This is a genomic window from Flavisericum labens, from assembly GCF_045446075.1.
Taxonomy (GTDB): domain Bacteria; phylum Bacteroidota; class Bacteroidia; order Flavobacteriales; family Flavobacteriaceae; genus Flavisericum; species Flavisericum labens.
In genome coordinates this window covers 37,085-54,687 of record NZ_JBJJBQ010000001.1, presented here as the reverse complement: position 1 = coordinate 54,687, position 17,603 = coordinate 37,085, and the positions used below count along the sequence as shown (strand labels likewise).

Genomic DNA, 17,603 nt, shown 5'->3' with positions numbered 1-17,603 from the left:
GTGCTTACGCCATGATGTGTAGCTCGGTAAATTCTTTTGTAAGAGTTAACGTGTTATCACCATTAAGCTTCAGGTTTTTAAATGGAATTTCAACGTTGTCAACTTCAATTTTAGAAATTTTAAAAGGCAAGCCATGTAAATTCAATTTAAAGGTTTTGTATGTGGTTACATATTTACCTGATTTATGTTGTTGGATAATTAGCTCATCTTTTTTACCATGCAGTTTAAAGTTTCTTAAACTGTATCTACCTTTAATATAATCGTAACCGTCGTGAGCATCTTCATAAACCATTGAATTTTCTTTACCTTGTTTGTAATAAACGTCTAAAATCAACTCATCAATGGTTTTTTCGCCCACATATTGTTGTATAGGGTATTTAGGTATAATGGAACCCTCTTTTACAAAGATAGGCATGCTGTCTAAATCAGCATCAACCCAGTGCTCTTGTCCACCCTTAACAACTTCATCATCCCAAAAGTTGTACCATTTTCCGCGTGGAATATACATGCGTCGTCCTTTCTGGTTAGGTCCATTAACAGGGCAAACCAGTATTTTTTCACCAAAAATAAACTCGTCGTTTCTATAATGGGTTTGCAGGTCTTCTTGGTCGTAAAGTACTAACGATTTTAAAATAGGAATACCTTCATCAGCATATCTCCAAAATGCGGTGTATAAGTATGGTAGTAATTGATAACGAATCTCAACAAACTTTCTTACTACATCGGTAATGGTTTTACCAAATGCCCAAGGCTCTTGGTCTCCATGATCACCAGAAGAATGCGTTCTGCAGAATGGGTGGAAAATACCCAATTGTATCCAACGTGCGTAAAGTTCTCCATTAGGTTGTTCAGCAAACCCGCCAATATCCGATCCAATAAACGAAAAGCCAGACATGGCCATACGCTGTGCTTGTAGGTTGGCGATATTTAAATGGTCCCAAGTTGCTATGTTATCACCGGTCCAGCTAGAAGTATAGCGTTGTGTGCCAGAATAAGCTGCTCTTGTAATAACAAAAGGTCTTTTTGGGTAAGCAAATTTCTTTAACCCTTGGTATGTGGCGCGAGCCATTTGCATACCGTAAACATTATGTGCTTTACGGTGGCTGCAAGGGTTACCGTCGTAATCGTGGCGTACATCATCTGGGAAGGTTTTTCCTGGCACATCCATTACGGCAGGCTCGTTCATATCGTTCCAAACACCTTTTACGCCAATATCTTCAACCAGTTCTTTAAATAAATTAGACCACCATTCTCTTACTTCTGGTTTGGTGAAATCTGGAAAATAACATTCACCGGGCCAAACTTTTCCTTTCATATAAGGGCCATCGGCACGCTTACAGAAATAGTCTTTATCTAGCCCTTCTTTAAACACAGAATACTCCATGTCTATTTTTATTCCTGGGTCGATGATTACAATTGTTTTAAAACCATCATCGGCCAGTTCCTTTACCATGCGCTTCGGGTCTGGGAAATATTCTTTGCTCCAAGTAAAGCACCTAAAACCTTCCATATAATCAATATCCAAGTAAATGGCATCACAAGGAATCTTAAGTTCTCTAAACTTGGCCGTAATTTCTTTTACATTAGATTCTGGATAATAACTCCACTTACATTGGTGGTAACCAAGCGTCCAAAGTGCTGGCATTTCGTGTGGCTTACCTGTTAAATCGGTATAATTGGCCACGACTTCAGACATTTCTGGACCATAGATAAAATAGTAATTCATTTCACCACCGTGTGCCCAAAAACTGGTAATGTTTCGGCGTTCACTACAAAAATCGAAATACGAACGGAATGTATTATCGAAAAATATTCCGTAAGATTTTTTATGGTGAAGACCCGTGTAAAACGGAATAGCCTTATAAATAGGGTCGGTGTCTCTGCCATAAGCGTAAGAGTCTGTCACCCAATTCTCAAAACGTTTACCTTTTAAATTATTGTCTACCGGTTTGTCTCCCAATCCATAATAACTCTCACCTGGTTGTGCGGTTTTTGACATTTTTACCACATCACCACCAAATTCATAGCTTTCTTCCCAATGGAAACCGAGTTCGTCCTCGCATATCAAACTTTTATCTTTGGCATCGTAAATAGAAGACCTTAAATCTAGTTTTGAAATGTGACATATCAATTTTGAAGTGGTTATGATATAGTTATCATCATCTTCGGTAACTTCTAGGTGGTTATAACCACGGCTGGCATATTTTGTTATGGCATACGAAAAATCGTTATCAAAAATACCTGTTGTAGTAAACCTAAATCTAAGAATACTATCGCGACGCACAGTAACTTCTAGCTTTACGCCGTTAGCTGTAGTGAAAGACAGTACGTTCAGGTTTTTTTCGTACTTTATTATTTTAGAAGGAAATAAATTTCCTTTATATTCTAATTCTGTATTTAATATCATAAAATTATGCGTGAATAATAATTGCCGAAATTACTAATTTTTAAATTTGTGTAACGACTAATTTTATTAAAAAATCAACTGAATATTTGTGTAATACTCAAATATTCAACGATATAGTTGCTGATACGATAAAAAATACAGATTAGCACTTTTTTTAAGTTTTAATTAGCTGATTTTTGAAAGAATTAATAGCTTTTTTACTTTAAATATGAAGAAATATCTTTACCCCTTTATGTTGCTCTTCATAAAGGGGTAAAGGTCAAAATTTTAAGATTTAAATTGAAAAACCGTAACAGCCAAAGGTGGCAGCGTAACATCTGCTGAATAGTCTTTGCCGTTCCAAGGTGTTTTCTTGATACTGATTTGTTTGGTGTTTGAAACACCGCTACCACCAAATTTTTCTAAATCACTATTGAAAACCTCTTTTAGCTTACCTTTTACAGGAACGCCAATTCGGTAGTTTTCTCTAATAGAAGGAGTTAGGTTGCATATTACAACTACATTTTCTTCTGGTTTATACCCTTTACGGATATATGAAATAACACAATTTTCCTGATCATCGTAACTTATCCATTCAAATCCTTCACCTGTGAATGCTTTTTCGTAAAGAGCTGGTGTTGTTTTATAGAATTTGTTGAGTTCTTTATAATAATTTTGCGCGTCTATATGTGGTTTAAAATCAAGTAGGTTCCAGTCTAAGCTTTCTTGAAAATCCCACTCGTTGTATTGTCCAAATTCACCACCCATAAATAATAGTTTGGTTCCGGGGTGCGTAAACATATAACCATAAAGCAATCTTAGGTTGGCAAAGCGCTGCCACTCATCTCCAGGCATTCTTCCTATAATAGAGTTTTTACCATATACAACCTCGTCGTGCGATAACGGGAGCATAAAATTTTCGGTAAAGGCATATGCCAAACTAAACGTGATTTCGTTTTGGTGATACTTCCTGTAAACCGGGTCTTTTGCAAAATATTCAAGCGTATCGTGCATCCATCCCATCATCCATTTCATTCCGAAACCTAGGCCACCAACAAAAGTGGGTTTTGAAACCATAGGAAAAGCTGTAGATTCTTCTGCAATGGTTTGCACATCTGGAAACGAAGCATAAACCTCTTCGTTCAGCTCTTTTAAGAAACTGATAACAGCCAAGTTTTCCCTGCCGCCATAAATATTAGGTTCCCATTCGCCATCTTCGCGAGAGTAATCTAAAAACAACATGGATGCAACTGCATCTACACGTAAGCCATCAGCGTGATATTGATCCATCCAAAAAATGGCATTACTTATCAAAAACGAACGTACTTCGTTTCTTTCGTAATTAAAAATTAAACTTTTCCAATCTTGGTGATAGCCTTTTCTCCTATCGGGATGTTCGTATAAGTGCGAACCATCAAAAAAGCCCAGGCCGTGAGCATCTTCAGGGAAGTGTGATGGCACCCAATCTAGAATAATCCCGATATCGTTTTGGTGAAGTTTATCAACCAAATATTTAAATTCTTCGGGGTAACCAAAGCGCGATGTTGGCGCGAAATATCCCGTAAGTTGGTAGCCCCAAGAAGGATCATAAGGGTATTCCATGATAGGCATAAGCTCCACATGCGTGAAATTCATGTCTTTGACGTAATTGACTAAATCGTCTGCCAATTCGTAATACGACATGAACCTATTTTCTTCTACATTCTTTTTCCATGACCCTAAATGGACTTCGTAAACAGAGTATGGCGCATCTAGGGCATTGTTCTTTTTACGGGTTTTCATCCAGCTTTTGTCTTTCCACTTGTAGCCATCGTCCCAAACTATTGATGCGGTATTAGGTGGGTGCTCATAGCGGCGGGCATAGGGGTCGGCCTTTTCGGTTTTTATATCGTTATTATTGCTTTGTATTTTGTATTTATATTTTGCACCCTTTTCAACAAGCGGAATAAAACCTTCCCAAATACCACTTGAATCCCAACGCACGTTAAGCTGGTGCTCGCCCTCAATCCAATAATTAAAATCACCAATTACAGAAACTTGCTTGGCGGTAGGTGCCCAAACGGCAAAGTAAACGCCTTCAATTCCATCAACGGTTACGAGGTGCGAACCAAATTTTTCATAAAGTCTATAGTGTTTCCCTGCTTTAAAAAGATTGATGTCAAATTCTGTAAATAAACTGTGAACTTTTACTTGTGCCATATATTTTAATGATTTATAATATTAGATATTCCCTTAAGTGGGATGATTGCCCACTGAGGGCGCGAGTTGAGTTCGTAACCCAACTCATAAACTGCTTTTTCGAGCAGGCAATATTTTAATATGAAAATGCGCTCTTGGTTGTAGCCAAGATTTAAATTTGCGTTTTGCGTTTTTGAAACATAGGTACCTAAAAACAGACCTGTTATGTAACGATATAAAACCTCTGAAGCTATAAATAATTCATCTAAAGTGGCTTTATAATGTTGTTCAATATTATTAAAAACCGTGGCATAAATTGCATAGTGAAATGACCTGAATAGACCCGCAACATCCTTTAATGGCGGTTGTTTTACCTTTCTATCGCGAATAGTGCTTTCTGGCTCGCCTTCAAAATCGAGAATGTAAAAATCGTTTTCTTTAACCAGAATTTGACCCAAATGATAATCACCATGTATTCTGATGCGTTCACCTTTTAGTTTGGTCCAGTCAAAATTTAAAAATCGTTTTCTTATGGCGTTTTTTTTATCTAAAAATTCGTTTGCCAAATCTAACGCCAGTCCTTCCAATTTATTTAGATTGTTTTCAACAGTGTTCAATCTATTTTGAAATTGATAAAGCATTTTATTCTTCAACCAAACTGTATAATCGCCGTTATAATGTGTAGGCGTGAATGCTGTTTCTTCAAACTCAGACCCCAGAGCAATGTGCATTTCGGCTGTTCGCTTAGCTAAGGTTTGTACTTGGTTGAATATATTTAAACCAGCCCAATCAATAATTTCTGGAGGAATGTCATTAATTTTTAATCGTTGGTACAATTGGGTATTTGGCAACGTTTCAATAGCAATGTTTTTATACTCTAAGTTGGAAAATACTTTGTGTAATTCCTTTAGCGTATAATCCCAAGCATCACCTTGGTTAGGCATCATTTCTTGCATGAGTCCAATGGTTATGTTTACATCGTCTTCACCCGCTAAATTAATGCTACCCAAATAAGAAGGTGTGTTTTTGAATTCTTTTTTTTCAGATAAAAACCGGCTCATTTCGTAATCGGGGTTTTTGTCGGCAAAAATTCGCCTGAAAAACTTCAAAACATATTTTTCATTGTAAACCAACGAAGTGTTGCTTTGCTCTAAGCCCATAAACCTTGATGATTCATAATTTACATTGCTAAATAAAGGGCTTTTGTGGTATTGTACTTTTGTAGTGTCTTTAGGTTCTGCCGTGGCAATACGCTCAAACACCAATTTCCTGAAGGCTTCTAAATTAGTTGCATCAATAATATACCCAAATTGATTATTTATCTCAATGGGCAGAATGCGATCTTTTTGTGCAAAATCTTCATCGGTAACGAATGCAATGGGTAAAAAGTAATGTTGGTAAAAGGCTTCAACAAAATTAACTGCTAAAATAAGCCCATAATAAACTTCTCCATTCTGTTGAATTTTAAAAAATTCTGAAAGTTCAATATACTTGATTTGGCTCGATTTTCCACCATACCAACGTTGCTTTACCATATATTCTTCCAGAACGTCAGACATAAAAGTGTCAACAAAACCTGTATAATCCAATAGCTCCTCCCATGGCTTTGAGCTCACGAAAACAGGATTGCTAGATTTTGCTGAAACATTACTGCACATGTTTATTTGTTTATCTTAAAGATATGAAACGGTAAAGTAGGATGCAACTCTACAAAGCACCATTCGCTATTCCAGTTGTAACGACTGTCTGTAATTAAATCGTGCATTTCAAGATTGTGACCATGATGAACACCAATATCGTGCAGCGGTACTTGTACGGTACCTTGCTGCGAATTGTGGGAGTCTAAACTGATTAGAACCAAAATCTCATTGGTTCTGTCTTCATTCCATTTATAGAACGCCATTAAATTATCGTTTTGGATATGGCAAAACTTAATGTTATTGGTTTGTTGAAGCGCTTCGTTTAAGTTTCTGATGTAGTTAATTTTTGCAATAAGTGTTATTAGCTTATTTTTTATGTTCCAATCGTAATGGGTGAATTGAAATTTTTCGGAATTTAAATACTCCTCTTTGCCAAGAAGCGGATCAGACAACATATATTCAAAAACAGGCCCGTAAATACCAATGGACGAACTTAATGTGGCCGCCAAGGCATAACGTATCATGTGCATAGACTCGTTAGCGCCCTGTAAATGGTAAGGGTTAATATCGGGAGTATTGGGCCAAAAGTTGGGTTGCATGTACTCCTTAAGTTCCGATTTTGTTAGTTCTTCAACATACTGGATGAGGTCATGCTTACTCTCTCTCCATGTAAAATAGGTATAAGATTGTGTAAAGCCCTGTTTAGCTAATTGTTGCATAACTTTCGGTGCTGTAAAAGCTTCTGCTAAAAAGACAACATCTGGATGTTTTTCTTTTACTTTAGAAATAATCCAGCTCCAAAAATAGAACGGCTTTGTGTGTGGATTATCTACTCGAAAGATGTTGACACCGCAATCTATCCAATAAATCAAAATATCTAAACATTCTTTCCAAAGTTTTTCGTAATCTTCACTCTCCCAATAAATAGGAAGGATATCTTGATATTTTTTTGGAGGATTTTCAGCATATTGAACCGAACCGTCTGGTCGCCATTTAAACCAGCTAGGGTGGTCTTTTACCCATGGGTGGTCTGGTGCTGCTTGTAATGCATAATCCATGGCTATTTCAAGGTCATTATCTTTAGCGGCCTGAATTAAAGCTTTAAAATCATCTAAACTGCCAAGTTGTGGGTGAATACCTTTATGGCCACCGTAATGAGAGCCGATACCCCAACAAGAACCTACATCGCCTGGTTTGGCTTCAGTCGTATTATTTTTACCTTTACGGTTTACTTCACCTATGGGGTGAATGGGCGGTAAATATACCACATTGAAACCCATACTTTTTACTCTTGGAAGTAACCGGGCACAATCGTTAAATGTACCATGAACGCCTTCTTGCTCTGAAGCAGACCTCGGGAAAAACTCATACCAAGTGCTAAATCGTGCTCGTTTTCTATCTACATAAACTTGAAACTCGTTTGACGAGTTGGCTAGAATTTTGGCGGGGTTATCAAAAAATATTTTGTAAAGTCTGTCTTTAGCTGCTTCAGTTATGGCTTCGCCGTAGTGGGTTTCGTTCTTAAAAATATGGTGCAAATGCTCTAAGTATACCTTTTCATCACCATTAGCTTTTTTAATCAGTGGTTCAATAAATTCAGCGCCTTCCAATAACTCAGACACCACGTGTTGCCCATCGTTAATTTTTCTTATTAAACCATACCTCCAATTAAGTGCATAATCAACCCAAGCTTGCACTTTGTATGTATAGAAGCCTTGTTTTTCAACTTTAAAGGAGGCGTGCCACTCATCGTTAGAGCGCAAGGTCATTCGGGTTTCGTTCCAGATTTTATCGTTTTCATGTTTGTATAATATTGAAGCGCCTAAAACATCATGGCCATCTGCCAAAATGTGTGCATCAACATTAACAATTTCGTTTACTACTCGCTTAATGTAAAATTCGCCACAATTAACGCTGGGCGACACATAATCAATTACAACTCTTTTTTGATTTAGCATTATTTGGTTAGATATTTAGTAGAATTCATTTAAACTTTTTTTTTGCTAAAAACTTCTAATTTTCGCTTAAATCCAAAAAGTTTAAATGAGCTCTGAGTAAAATAATTATTATCATTTAAAGAATAAATCCTTTTGGAATGGTAGCTCCGTTTTTAATCACTACAATTCCTTCTTTAACACAGTAGGTATCGGTTTCGGTGTCTTCTAAATGAGACCCTCCGTTTATTCGTACATCGTCTCCAATTCTACAGTTTTTATCAATGATACAATTTTTAATAAAGCAGCGTTCACCGATACCCATTAAGATGTCTATTTTATTATTTTCCATCTCGTCCAAGGTTTCATAATAGTCGCTTCCCATCATATAGGTGTTTATAATGGTTGATTCCTTACCTATTCTAGATCGTATACCAATAACCGATTTTTCAATTTTAGCAGCGCTTATAATACAACCTTCGGAAATAACAGCCTTATCTAAAGACGTGCCGGCAACCTTTGTTGTTGGTAGCATTCTGGCATGAGTATAAATACGTTTGTCTCTATCATAAAGGTCAAACTGAGGAATATCATCTGTTAGACCAAGGTTGGCTTCAAAAAATGATTCTACGGTTCCTATGTCTGTCCAGTACCCTTCGTATTGATAGCTTAAGGTTTTATGGGTATCTATGGATTGCGGAATAATTTCTTTTCCGAAGTCATTAGTATCCGGGTTTTCCATGAGTTTAACCAATAAATCTCTGTTGAACACGTAAATGCCCATGGATGCCAAGTAGTTACGTCCTTGAGCTTTCATGTCGTCACTAACTTCAGAGGTCCATTCTGGCAGTAAGCTGCTGTCTGGTTTTTCTATAAAGGAGGTAATAACGTCTTCGTCATTTGCCTTGAGAATGCCAAACCCGGTTGCGTCTTTGGCGTTCACAGGAATAGTGGCAATAGAAATTTCGGCACCACTTTCTTCATGTGCTTCAATCATTTTATCATAATCCATTTGATACAGTTGGTCACCAGATAAAATTAAGGCATATTCAAAATCGTGGTTTAAAAAGTGGTGCATACTTTGCCTTACGGCATCGGCCGTACCTTGAAACCATGTTTTATTGTTAGGTGTTTGTTCTGCAGCCAATACATCAACAAAAGCACTGCTAAAAAAACTAAAGTGATAGGTGTTTTTTATGTGTTTGTTTAAGCCCGCCGAGTTGAATTGCGTTAACACAAAAATGCGCTTAATATCTGCATTGATACAGTTGGAAATAGGAATATCTACTAGTCTATACTTGCCTGCTATTGGAACTGCTGGTTTTGATCTTTTATCGGTTAATGGGTGAAGTCTAGATCCTTGGCCACCGCCTAAAACAATGGCTAAAACTTTATTGTTAATCATATCTTTTTAGTTTTAAGTGCTTAATTATTATTATATCAAAGATTTGTAAAGGTCTTCTACTTGTTTGGCAATGGCCACCCAGTCAAAATAATCCTCTACACGTTTTCTTCCTTTTTTAGCCATAGATTCTCTTAAGGGTTTATCATTAATTACTTTGTTGATACCATCGGCTAAATCTCGAGAAAACTTATCGGGGTCAACAGGTTCAAAGGGTGCTTCAGTTTGCTGTTCTAACGGAATTAAGAGTCCGGTTTCACCGTTAACAACTACTTCCTTTATACCTCCAACAGCACTGGCTACGACTGCAGTTTTACAGGCCATGGCTTCAATGTTGATAATGCCAAATGGCTCATAGATTGATGGACAACAAAATACATCGGCATGTGAGTATAGTTGGATGATTTCTTCTTTGGTAACCATCTTGTCAATCCAAATGACATTTTCTCTAGTTTTTTTCACTTCATTAACGGCGTCTTCCATCTCCTTACCAATTTCTTTAGTGTCTGGCGCACCGGCACAAAGGACGATTTGCGTATTAGGGTCTATATATTTTATGGCATTTACCAAATGAATGATACCTTTTTGGCGGGTAATACGCCCAACAAAAAGCACATAGGGTTTAGATTTATCTACACCGTATTGATCTAAGGTTGAAGTTTCAGAGGTAACGTTGTATTGTTGGAGGTTAATACCATTATAAATAACCTTAACTTTATTTTCATCGACATTAAAATGCTTAAGAACATCTTCCTTTGTTTCTTCTGAAACGGCAATTAAAGCATCGGCCATTTCAATGGCTGTTTTTTCTACCCAAGATGAAGCATCGTAGCCTCGACCCAATTGCTCGCGTTTCCATGGTCTAAGCGGTTCTAGTGAGTGCGTGGTTATAACAAGGGGAGTACCGTAGCACAGTTTAGAAACTATACCAGCAAAGTGGGCATACCAAGTATGGCAGTGCACTACATCGGCATCGGTTGGCTCGGCATTCATATGTAAACAGGTGCTAAGTGTTTTAAAAACAGACTTTAACTTCTCATCAGAGTTTTCGAAAACACCATCTTCAAAAGGAAACCCCTTAACAGAGAGGGTGTTTGATTTTTCATCTTGATCCCCAAAGCACCTAACATCCATATCCATTAATTTCGACAACTCGTCTGCTAAGTATTCAACATGAACTCCCGCTCCGCCATATACATATGGAGGAAATTCTCTTGTGTAAAAAAGTGCTTTCATATATTTATTCTCTAATAAAATTGGTTAATAGCTTAACAAAAAAAAAGAAATTTAACAAACAAACGATGCTTTTAAGTGTTACTAAATTGAAAAATTGCAATAACTATTTTTCGCTTCGTTTTATTCTTAAAATAAAACAAAACCTGATTAAGAAATCATAAAATTGTTAATAACCATTAATGAGTAAGACTCCACGATTAGCTAAAACTCAATTTTAATCAAGTAAGATAAATTAAGGGTTTATTGCGCGTTTGTAAATTTATTCCAGTTACTATTTTATAAACATACAAAATAATTATTAACAATTTGAGCTAATTTTATTTTTTGAAGAAATTGAAGCAAAACAGCAAATAGAGAAAATTATCAATAAAAAAATGGATTAAAAAAGTGCTTTTGGCTTCAATCATTCATTTTTTTTTATGGAAGTGTTAAAAATTTATAGCCTTTTTTGAGAAATTCATTTAAACCTTGATTAAAAAACGAATGTTTTTAAACAAAAAACACCAAATGCTAAATTGGCACATGGGCTTTGAAGTGATTTTTTAAAGAGAAATGGTTAATCGTTCAGTTTTAAAACGGCCATAAAAGCTTGCTGCGGAATTTCAACATTACCCACTTGGCGCATACGTTTTTTACCTTTTTTCTGTTTTTCTAAAAGTTTACGCTTACGCGAAATATCACCTCCGTAACATTTTGCAGTAACATCTTTACGGAGCGCTTTAATGGTTTCTCGCGAAATAATTTTAGCACCGATAGCTGCTTGAATGGGAATATCGAACTGCTGACGTGGAATAAGCTCTTTTAATTTTTCACACATTTTTTTACCAATATTCTGAGCGTTATCAGCATGTATTAATGCCGAAAGCGCATCAACTGGTAAGGCGTTTAATAAAATGTCTAAACGCACAAGTTTTGATACTTTCATACCAATTGGGTGGTAATCGAAAGACGCATAGCCTTTAGAAACTGTTTTTAAACGATCGTAAAAATCGAATACAATTTCTGCTAAAGGCATTTCAAAGGTTAATTCAACACGCTCTGTCGTTAAATAGGTTTGATTTAATACAATGCCTCTTTTTTCAATACAAAGTGACATGACGTTACCAACGAAATCAGCTTTAGTAATAATGGTTGCTTTAATATAAGGTTCCTCAACTCTATTTACTGTTGAAGGATCCGGTAAATCTGATGGATTATTTACTATAAACGCCTCGTCAGGGTTTTTATTTGTAAAGGCGTGATATGATACATTGGGAACGGTTGTAATTACCGTCATATCAAACTCACGTTCTAAACGTTCTTGAATAATTTCCATATGAAGCATGCCTAAGAATCCACAGCGGAAACCAAAGCCTAGAGCCGCCGAACTTTCCGGAGCAAATACTAACGACGCATCATTTAGTTGAAGTTTTTCCATCGAGTTACGAAGCTCTTCGTAATCTTCAGTATCAACAGGATAAATACCTGCAAATACCATAGGTTTTACATCTTCAAAACCTTCAACAATATTGGTGGTTGGGTTTGCGAAATCAGTAATGGTATCACCCACTTTTACTTCTTTAGCGGTTTTAATACCTGTAATTAAGTAGCCTACATCACCTGTTTTAACACTTTGCTTAGCAACTTGCGTTAGTTTTAGTGTACCAACTTCATCGGCGTAATATTCTTTATCTGTGGCAACAAATTTAATTTTTTGTCCTTTTTTAATTTCACCATTAAATACTCTAAAATAGGTTTCAATACCTCTAAAAGTATTGTAGACAGAATCGAAAATTAAGGCTTGTAATGGTGCGTTTGGATCGCCTTTAGGCGCAGGAACACGCTCAATAATGGCCTTTAAAATATTATCAACACCAAAGCCTGTTTTACCACTGGTGTGGATAATTTCATCGGGGTCGCAGCCTAACAAGTCCACAATATCGTCTGTTACTTCTTCGGGGTTGGCGCTTGGTAAATCTACTTTGTTTAAAACGGGAATGATTTCTAAATCGTTTTCAAGAGCCAGATATAAATTAGAAATGGTTTGCGCCTGTATACTTTGTGCCGCATCAACAATTAAAAGCGCCCCTTCGCAAGCCGCAATACTTCTTGAAACCTCATAAGAAAAATCAACATGACCTGGGGTGTCTATTAAATTCAACACATATTTTTCGCCTTCAAACTCATAATCCATTTGTATGGCGTGCGATTTTATGGTAATACCACGTTCGCGCTCCAAATCCATATTATCTAGCAACTGGTTTTGTTTTTCGCGTGCAGTAACTGATCCGGTATGGTCTAGCAAACGGTCTGCAAGTGTACTCTTACCGTGATCGATGTGTGCAATAATGCAAAAATTCCTGATGTTCTTCATAAAGCAATCTATACCAAGATTCAATTTGCAAATATAGATGTTTTAAGATGGATTATTTGCAAATAATTTTATCTGTTAGCAATATGAACATAAAAAAGTTTTTCTTACAAATAAAATTTACTTTTATATATCTTTAAGGCTTACTTTACTGAATACCCAGATATTTAAATGGACACAATTTTTATTAAAGCCAAACGCTATATTCTTATTTGCGTATTATGTATTATTTCGAATATACTTTATGTAAATGCCCAAGAGAAAAAATCAATTACAGATATCGAAAAAATATATGTCCACACAGATAGGTCGTACTATGTTTTAGGTGAGGATTTATGGTACAAAGCCTATGTGGTGAATGCCTATAACCATCAACTTTTCGATTATAGCAATGTGCTTTATGTGGAGTTGGTTTCCTCTGATGCAAAAATAGTTACAAGAAACAAAACTATGATAAAGGAAGGTCTGGGCCATGGCGATTTTAAATTAACCGATTCCACAGGTGTAAAACCAGGAAAGTACAGGCTTAGAGCTTACACCAATTACAGTCGAAATTTTGACGATGACTTTATTTTTGAAAAAGATTTAGAAATCATTGATGTTTACCAACAGTTTAAAAATGAAAAAGAGGCTTTAAATGGAAAAAACACAAAAGCCACAGCCTCGACTTTAAATACCGAAAAACCAAAAATAGATATTCAATTTTTCCCCGAAGGCGGCTCTCTGGTTCACAATGTAGCATCTGCTGTAGCTTTTAAGGCTGCTGATGGTCACGGAAATCCGGTTGATGTTAAGGGCGAAGTTTACGACTCCAATAACCAATTGGTATCTTTATTTTTAGGGGTACACAAGGGCATGGGAAAATTTCAGTTGAAACCCAATTTCGGAACAACTTATCATGCAAAAATCACAACATCCAATGGGTTGACTTTTGAAAAACAGTTGCCAGAAGTCATTGAAACAGGTTTCCTTTTGTCGTATAAAAAATACCAAAGCAAGGATATAGTAAGTATAAGAACAAATGCAAAAACATTGGCAGAACAAAGTGGCGAAGTGACTATTTCATGCAATACGAGAGGCATTAATTATCTTCAAGGCACACAACAGCTAAACAAAACTGTACTCTCTTTTGAGTTGCCAACGCACCAGTTTGCAGAAGGTATTTCGCAAATAACATTGTATGATGCCAAAGGGCTTCCACAGAGTGAACGATTGGTTTATATTGAAAAGCCTCAAGACTTGCAAGTGCAACTCTCTACACATAAAAACCAATATAAAAAAGAAGAGCAAGTCCAATTAAACGTTTCAAGCCAAACCAAAAATGGCAGTGGCGTGCTTGCAAGTTTTTCATTGAGCGTTATAGATACTAATGGCCAGGATCAAAAAAAGAATTATGACTCTAATATCTGTTCCCAATTTTTGCTGGAATCAGACATTCGAGGAAAAATTATAGATCCGGCATATTATTTTGACAAGAGTAACAGGCAAAGATTGGCACACCTCGATTTACTTCTGCTAACTCAAGGTTGGCGAAATTTTCTTTGGAAAACCATGCCGAAACATTCAGCTGAGGACTATTATGAGGTTGAAAAAGGCTTTAAGGTTACCGGTATGGTAAAACAACTTCTTGGTGATAAACCAAAAGCAGATCTTAACCTAACTTTGGCCTTAATGGGTGAAAAAGGCATGAACATTTCAAATACGGTAACTGACTCCCTTGGTCATTTTAAATTTGATAACCTTATGGTCGTTGGAAAAACCAATATGTTTTTAAACTCTAGAAATGACAAAGGAAAATTCAGAGGAGAAATTGTAATGAACCCCTTCGGAACTCAACCGATGCCTGTAGATTTAATTGAAAAAGACAGCGTTTTTTCTGAGTCAATCGATATTTCTGAAAAAATGATTGAAAACGTATATAGAAAATACGCCGCCTTTGGTATTGCACCCGAAAATGTTTTAGATGCCGTAGAAATTACAGCAACAAAGAAGAAACAATCAACGAGTTTGCACGGCACACCAGACTTCAGCTACGTTGTTGATGAAGATGCGCCGGTGGTTAATGATATTTATCAATTTATTCAGCTTACCATTCCTGGTACGATTGTTACAGGAGATTCCATTCGCTTTATGCGATTTAGTGGTGCTGCACATATCATATTGAACGATTTCCCTTTGTTTAGTCAAGCCGATTTAGATTTTGTGCTGCCTCAAGATGTTGAAAGAATAGAAGCTCTTAAAGGCCCTACGGCTGCTATATATGGGGCAGAAGGGGCCAATGGTGTCATTGCTATTTATACGAAAGAGGGTACAGGGAATCAGTCTGCCAAAAAAGTATTTCACAGTATAAAGGAAGAAATAGAAGGGTTTTATCGCGAACGTGTTTTCTATACCCCCAATCCTGAAGAACCAAATTTTGAAAAGGATAATAGAGCCGCTGTGAGAAACACCATTTATTGGAACCCTTACATGCACACAGATACCACTGGAACAGCTAAAGTAAGTTATTATAATACAAAGGTTGAAACCGATGTAAAAGTAACTTTAGAAGGTATTACAGCTACAGGAATACCTGTTGTGGAAAAAGCTTATTACACTATTGAAAACTAATCAAAGCCCTAAAATTTTGGCATCAACATTAAACACGGTATCAATAAGCACCTCTATTTGTTGTGATGTTGTTTCGTCTGCAATGGCCATTACTCGCAAGGTAAATTGTTCTTCTTTAAGATAGGCTTCTAGTTCCTTATCTAATACATCAAGTTCGAGTGTGCTGGAATTTAAGTTTTCAATATCTGTTGAGTTGGCTATTTCGACTTCTTCAACATTATCAGACTTTATGTAGATATGTATCTCTTTTAAAAAATCAAAATTGGCATTTTCTGGCGCAGTAATGTTGAGCACCATACTTTTTAAACGTATACTTTCAACCGAATTTTTATTGGTCTTGTTATTGCTAAACGTAGTTTCGCTGTCGGTTTCTATATCTGGAGTCGATAAGCTAACTGGGAGGTTTACAATAGCAACCGGAGGAATGGAATATGTGGTTTGGTAATCCATTTCAAACTTGGTCAATTCATCTAATTTATCGACAACGTCGCAGTTGAATAACACTAAAAAAGCGAGGCAGGAAAGTAAAATTTGTTTTTTCATAGGTTAAGATTTGGGCTTAAATATACGGCTTTCAGATTAATAGCTTAAAAATTCAATGTTTAATGACTTTTAAAGAACGAATAAAATACTGTATTTTTGCGCCAAAATAATGAGACTTGGTAAAAATAGACCATATAGAACTTCCTGATTTTCCGTTGCTATTAGCACCTATGGAAGATGTTAGCGACCCACCATTTCGTGCCCTTTGTAAAGAGCAGGGTGCCGATGTGGTGTATACCGAGTTTGTGTCTAGTGAAGGCCTGATACGTAACGCTGCCAAAAGCGTTATGAAATTGGATATTTACGAAAAGGAACGCCCAGTGGGGATTCAAATTTTCGGTGCCAATCTAGATAGTATGCTGCAAACCATCGATATTGTTTCGGCTTCAAAGCCCGATATTATTGATATTAATTTTGGCTGTCCTGTAAAAAAAGTAGTGAGCAAAGGTGCTGGTGCAGGTATTTTAAAAGATGTTTGTTTGATGGAACAACTCACTGCTGAAATGGTAAAACGAACCAATATTCCCATTACCGTGAAGACCCGTTTGGGTTGGGATCACGATTCTATAAAAATTGTTGAAGTTGCCGAACGCTTGCAAGACGTGGGCTGTAAAGCGATAGCTATTCATGGGCGTACTCGAGCACAAATGTACAAAGGCGGCGCCGATTGGAAGCCTATTGCACAAGTAAAAAATAATCCACGTATGCATATTCCCGTGTTTGGAAATGGTGATGTAGACACCCCCGAACGCGCCATGGAAATGCGCGACCAATACGGGTTGGATGGCTGTATGATAGGCCGAGCAAGCATTGGGAATCCGTGGTTTTTTAAGCAGGTTAAACACTTTTTTGAAACAGGAGAACATCTTTCGCCCATTTCATTAAAGGAACGTGTTGAGGCTGCTAGACGACACTTACAAATGTCTATCGATTGGAAAGGTGAAATCTTAGGTGTTTTTGAAACACGTCGCCACTACACCAATTACTTTAAAGGTATTCCGCATTTCAAAGAATACCGCATGAAAATGGTAACCAGCGATCATGCTGAAGATGTTTTCGCCGCCTTTGATGAGGTTGAAGAAAAATTTGCCAACTATCAGTTTATGGAGTAGATAGGTGGATTTGAGTCATTTCGACCAAAAGGGAGAAATCACATAAATTTTTGAAATTAAGCTCACTGTTTGTGATGTCTCTTAACGTCGACATGACTTATAAAGCTTTTGGTTTTTTAGTGTCATTTCCAACAGGCGTGAGAAACCTTAGAATATTTTTGAAAAGGCTTTTAAATATTGTGTTTGATGTCTCAATCGTTCCTCATTTCGAC

Annotated in this window: 10 protein-coding genes; 2 read left to right on the top strand and 8 right to left on the bottom strand. The window is 36.7% G+C overall.

Features of this window, described 5'->3' with window-relative positions; genetic code table 11:
• Positions 1-4: 4 nt before the first annotated feature.
• The 7 genes from ACIEHO_RS00275 to lepA form a co-directional block, all read right to left on the bottom strand.
• A complete protein-coding gene (locus ACIEHO_RS00275) occupies positions 5-2,407 on the bottom strand; it encodes a glycoside hydrolase family 31 protein (RefSeq protein ID WP_406967447.1) in 2,403 nt (800 codons plus the stop codon).
• 267 nt (positions 2,408-2,674) lie between these two features.
• Positions 2,675-4,585 carry a 1,4-alpha-glucan branching protein GlgB gene (gene glgB / locus ACIEHO_RS00270; RefSeq protein ID WP_406967445.1) on the bottom strand — a complete coding sequence of 637 codons (1,911 nt, stop codon included), beginning with the start codon at positions 4,583-4,585 and terminating at the stop codon, positions 2,675-2,677.
• Positions 4,586-4,590: 5 nt separating this feature from the next.
• A complete protein-coding gene (locus ACIEHO_RS00265) occupies positions 4,591-6,222 on the bottom strand; it encodes a trehalose synthase (protein ID WP_406967443.1) in 1,632 nt (543 codons plus the stop codon).
• A gap of 2 nt (positions 6,223-6,224) precedes the next feature.
• Positions 6,225-8,162 carry an alpha-1,4-glucan--maltose-1-phosphate maltosyltransferase gene (locus tag ACIEHO_RS00260; RefSeq protein WP_406967441.1) on the bottom strand — a complete coding sequence of 646 codons (1,938 nt, stop codon included), beginning with the start codon at positions 8,160-8,162 and terminating at the stop codon, positions 6,225-6,227.
• Positions 8,163-8,277: 115 nt separating this feature from the next.
• Entirely contained in the window at positions 8,278-9,543 is a 1,266-nt protein-coding gene (locus ACIEHO_RS00255) for a glucose-1-phosphate adenylyltransferase (protein WP_406967439.1), read from the bottom strand.
• Between the two features lie 30 nt (positions 9,544-9,573).
• On the bottom strand, positions 9,574-10,776 hold the full coding sequence (glgA, locus tag ACIEHO_RS00250; RefSeq protein ID WP_406967437.1) for a glycogen synthase: 1,203 nt from the start codon (positions 10,774-10,776) through the stop codon (positions 9,574-9,576).
• Between the two features lie 556 nt (positions 10,777-11,332).
• Entirely contained in the window at positions 11,333-13,129 is a 1,797-nt protein-coding gene (lepA, locus tag ACIEHO_RS00245) for a translation elongation factor 4 (RefSeq protein ID WP_406967435.1), read from the bottom strand.
• Positions 13,130-13,297: 168 nt separating this feature from the next.
• On the opposite strand from lepA, the gene ACIEHO_RS00240 reads away from it, so the two are divergent.
• A complete protein-coding gene (locus ACIEHO_RS00240; RefSeq protein ID WP_406967433.1) occupies positions 13,298-15,736 on the top strand; it encodes a TonB-dependent receptor in 2,439 nt (812 codons plus the stop codon).
• Here the strand turns inward: ACIEHO_RS00240 and ACIEHO_RS00235 are convergent, their stop codons facing one another.
• A complete protein-coding gene (locus ACIEHO_RS00235) occupies positions 15,737-16,279 on the bottom strand; it encodes a hypothetical protein (RefSeq protein WP_406967431.1) in 543 nt (180 codons plus the stop codon).
• A gap of 116 nt (positions 16,280-16,395) precedes the next feature.
• Here ACIEHO_RS00235 and dusB point away from each other — a divergent pair, with 116 nt between their 5' ends.
• Entirely contained in the window at positions 16,396-17,391 is a 996-nt protein-coding gene (dusB, locus tag ACIEHO_RS00230; protein WP_406967429.1) for a tRNA dihydrouridine synthase DusB, read from the top strand.
• The last annotated feature ends 212 nt before the right edge of the window (positions 17,392-17,603 follow it).

Bases quoted from the DNA above. Each gene is read 5' to 3' on its own strand.
- glgB (WP_406967445.1), bottom strand. From the start codon at position 4,585: ATGGCACAAGTAAAAGTTCACAGTTTATTTACAGAATTTGACATCAAT.
- ACIEHO_RS00240 (WP_406967433.1), top strand. From the start codon at position 13,298: ATGGACACAATTTTTATTAAAGCCAAACGCTATATTCTTATTTGCGTA.
- glgA (WP_406967437.1), bottom strand. From the start codon at position 10,776: ATGAAAGCACTTTTTTACACAAGAGAATTTCCTCCATATGTATATGGC.
- lepA (WP_406967435.1), bottom strand. From the start codon at position 13,129: ATGAAGAACATCAGGAATTTTTGCATTATTGCACACATCGATCACGGT.
- ACIEHO_RS00275 (WP_406967447.1), bottom strand. From the start codon at position 2,407: ATGATATTAAATACAGAATTAGAATATAAAGGAAATTTATTTCCTTCT.
- ACIEHO_RS00265 (WP_406967443.1), bottom strand. From the start codon at position 6,222: ATGTGCAGTAATGTTTCAGCAAAATCTAGCAATCCTGTTTTCGTGAGC.
- ACIEHO_RS00235 (WP_406967431.1), bottom strand. From the start codon at position 16,279: ATGAAAAAACAAATTTTACTTTCCTGCCTCGCTTTTTTAGTGTTATTC.
- ACIEHO_RS00260 (WP_406967441.1), bottom strand. From the start codon at position 8,162: ATGCTAAATCAAAAAAGAGTTGTAATTGATTATGTGTCGCCCAGCGTT.
- ACIEHO_RS00255 (WP_406967439.1), bottom strand. From the start codon at position 9,543: ATGATTAACAATAAAGTTTTAGCCATTGTTTTAGGCGGTGGCCAAGGA.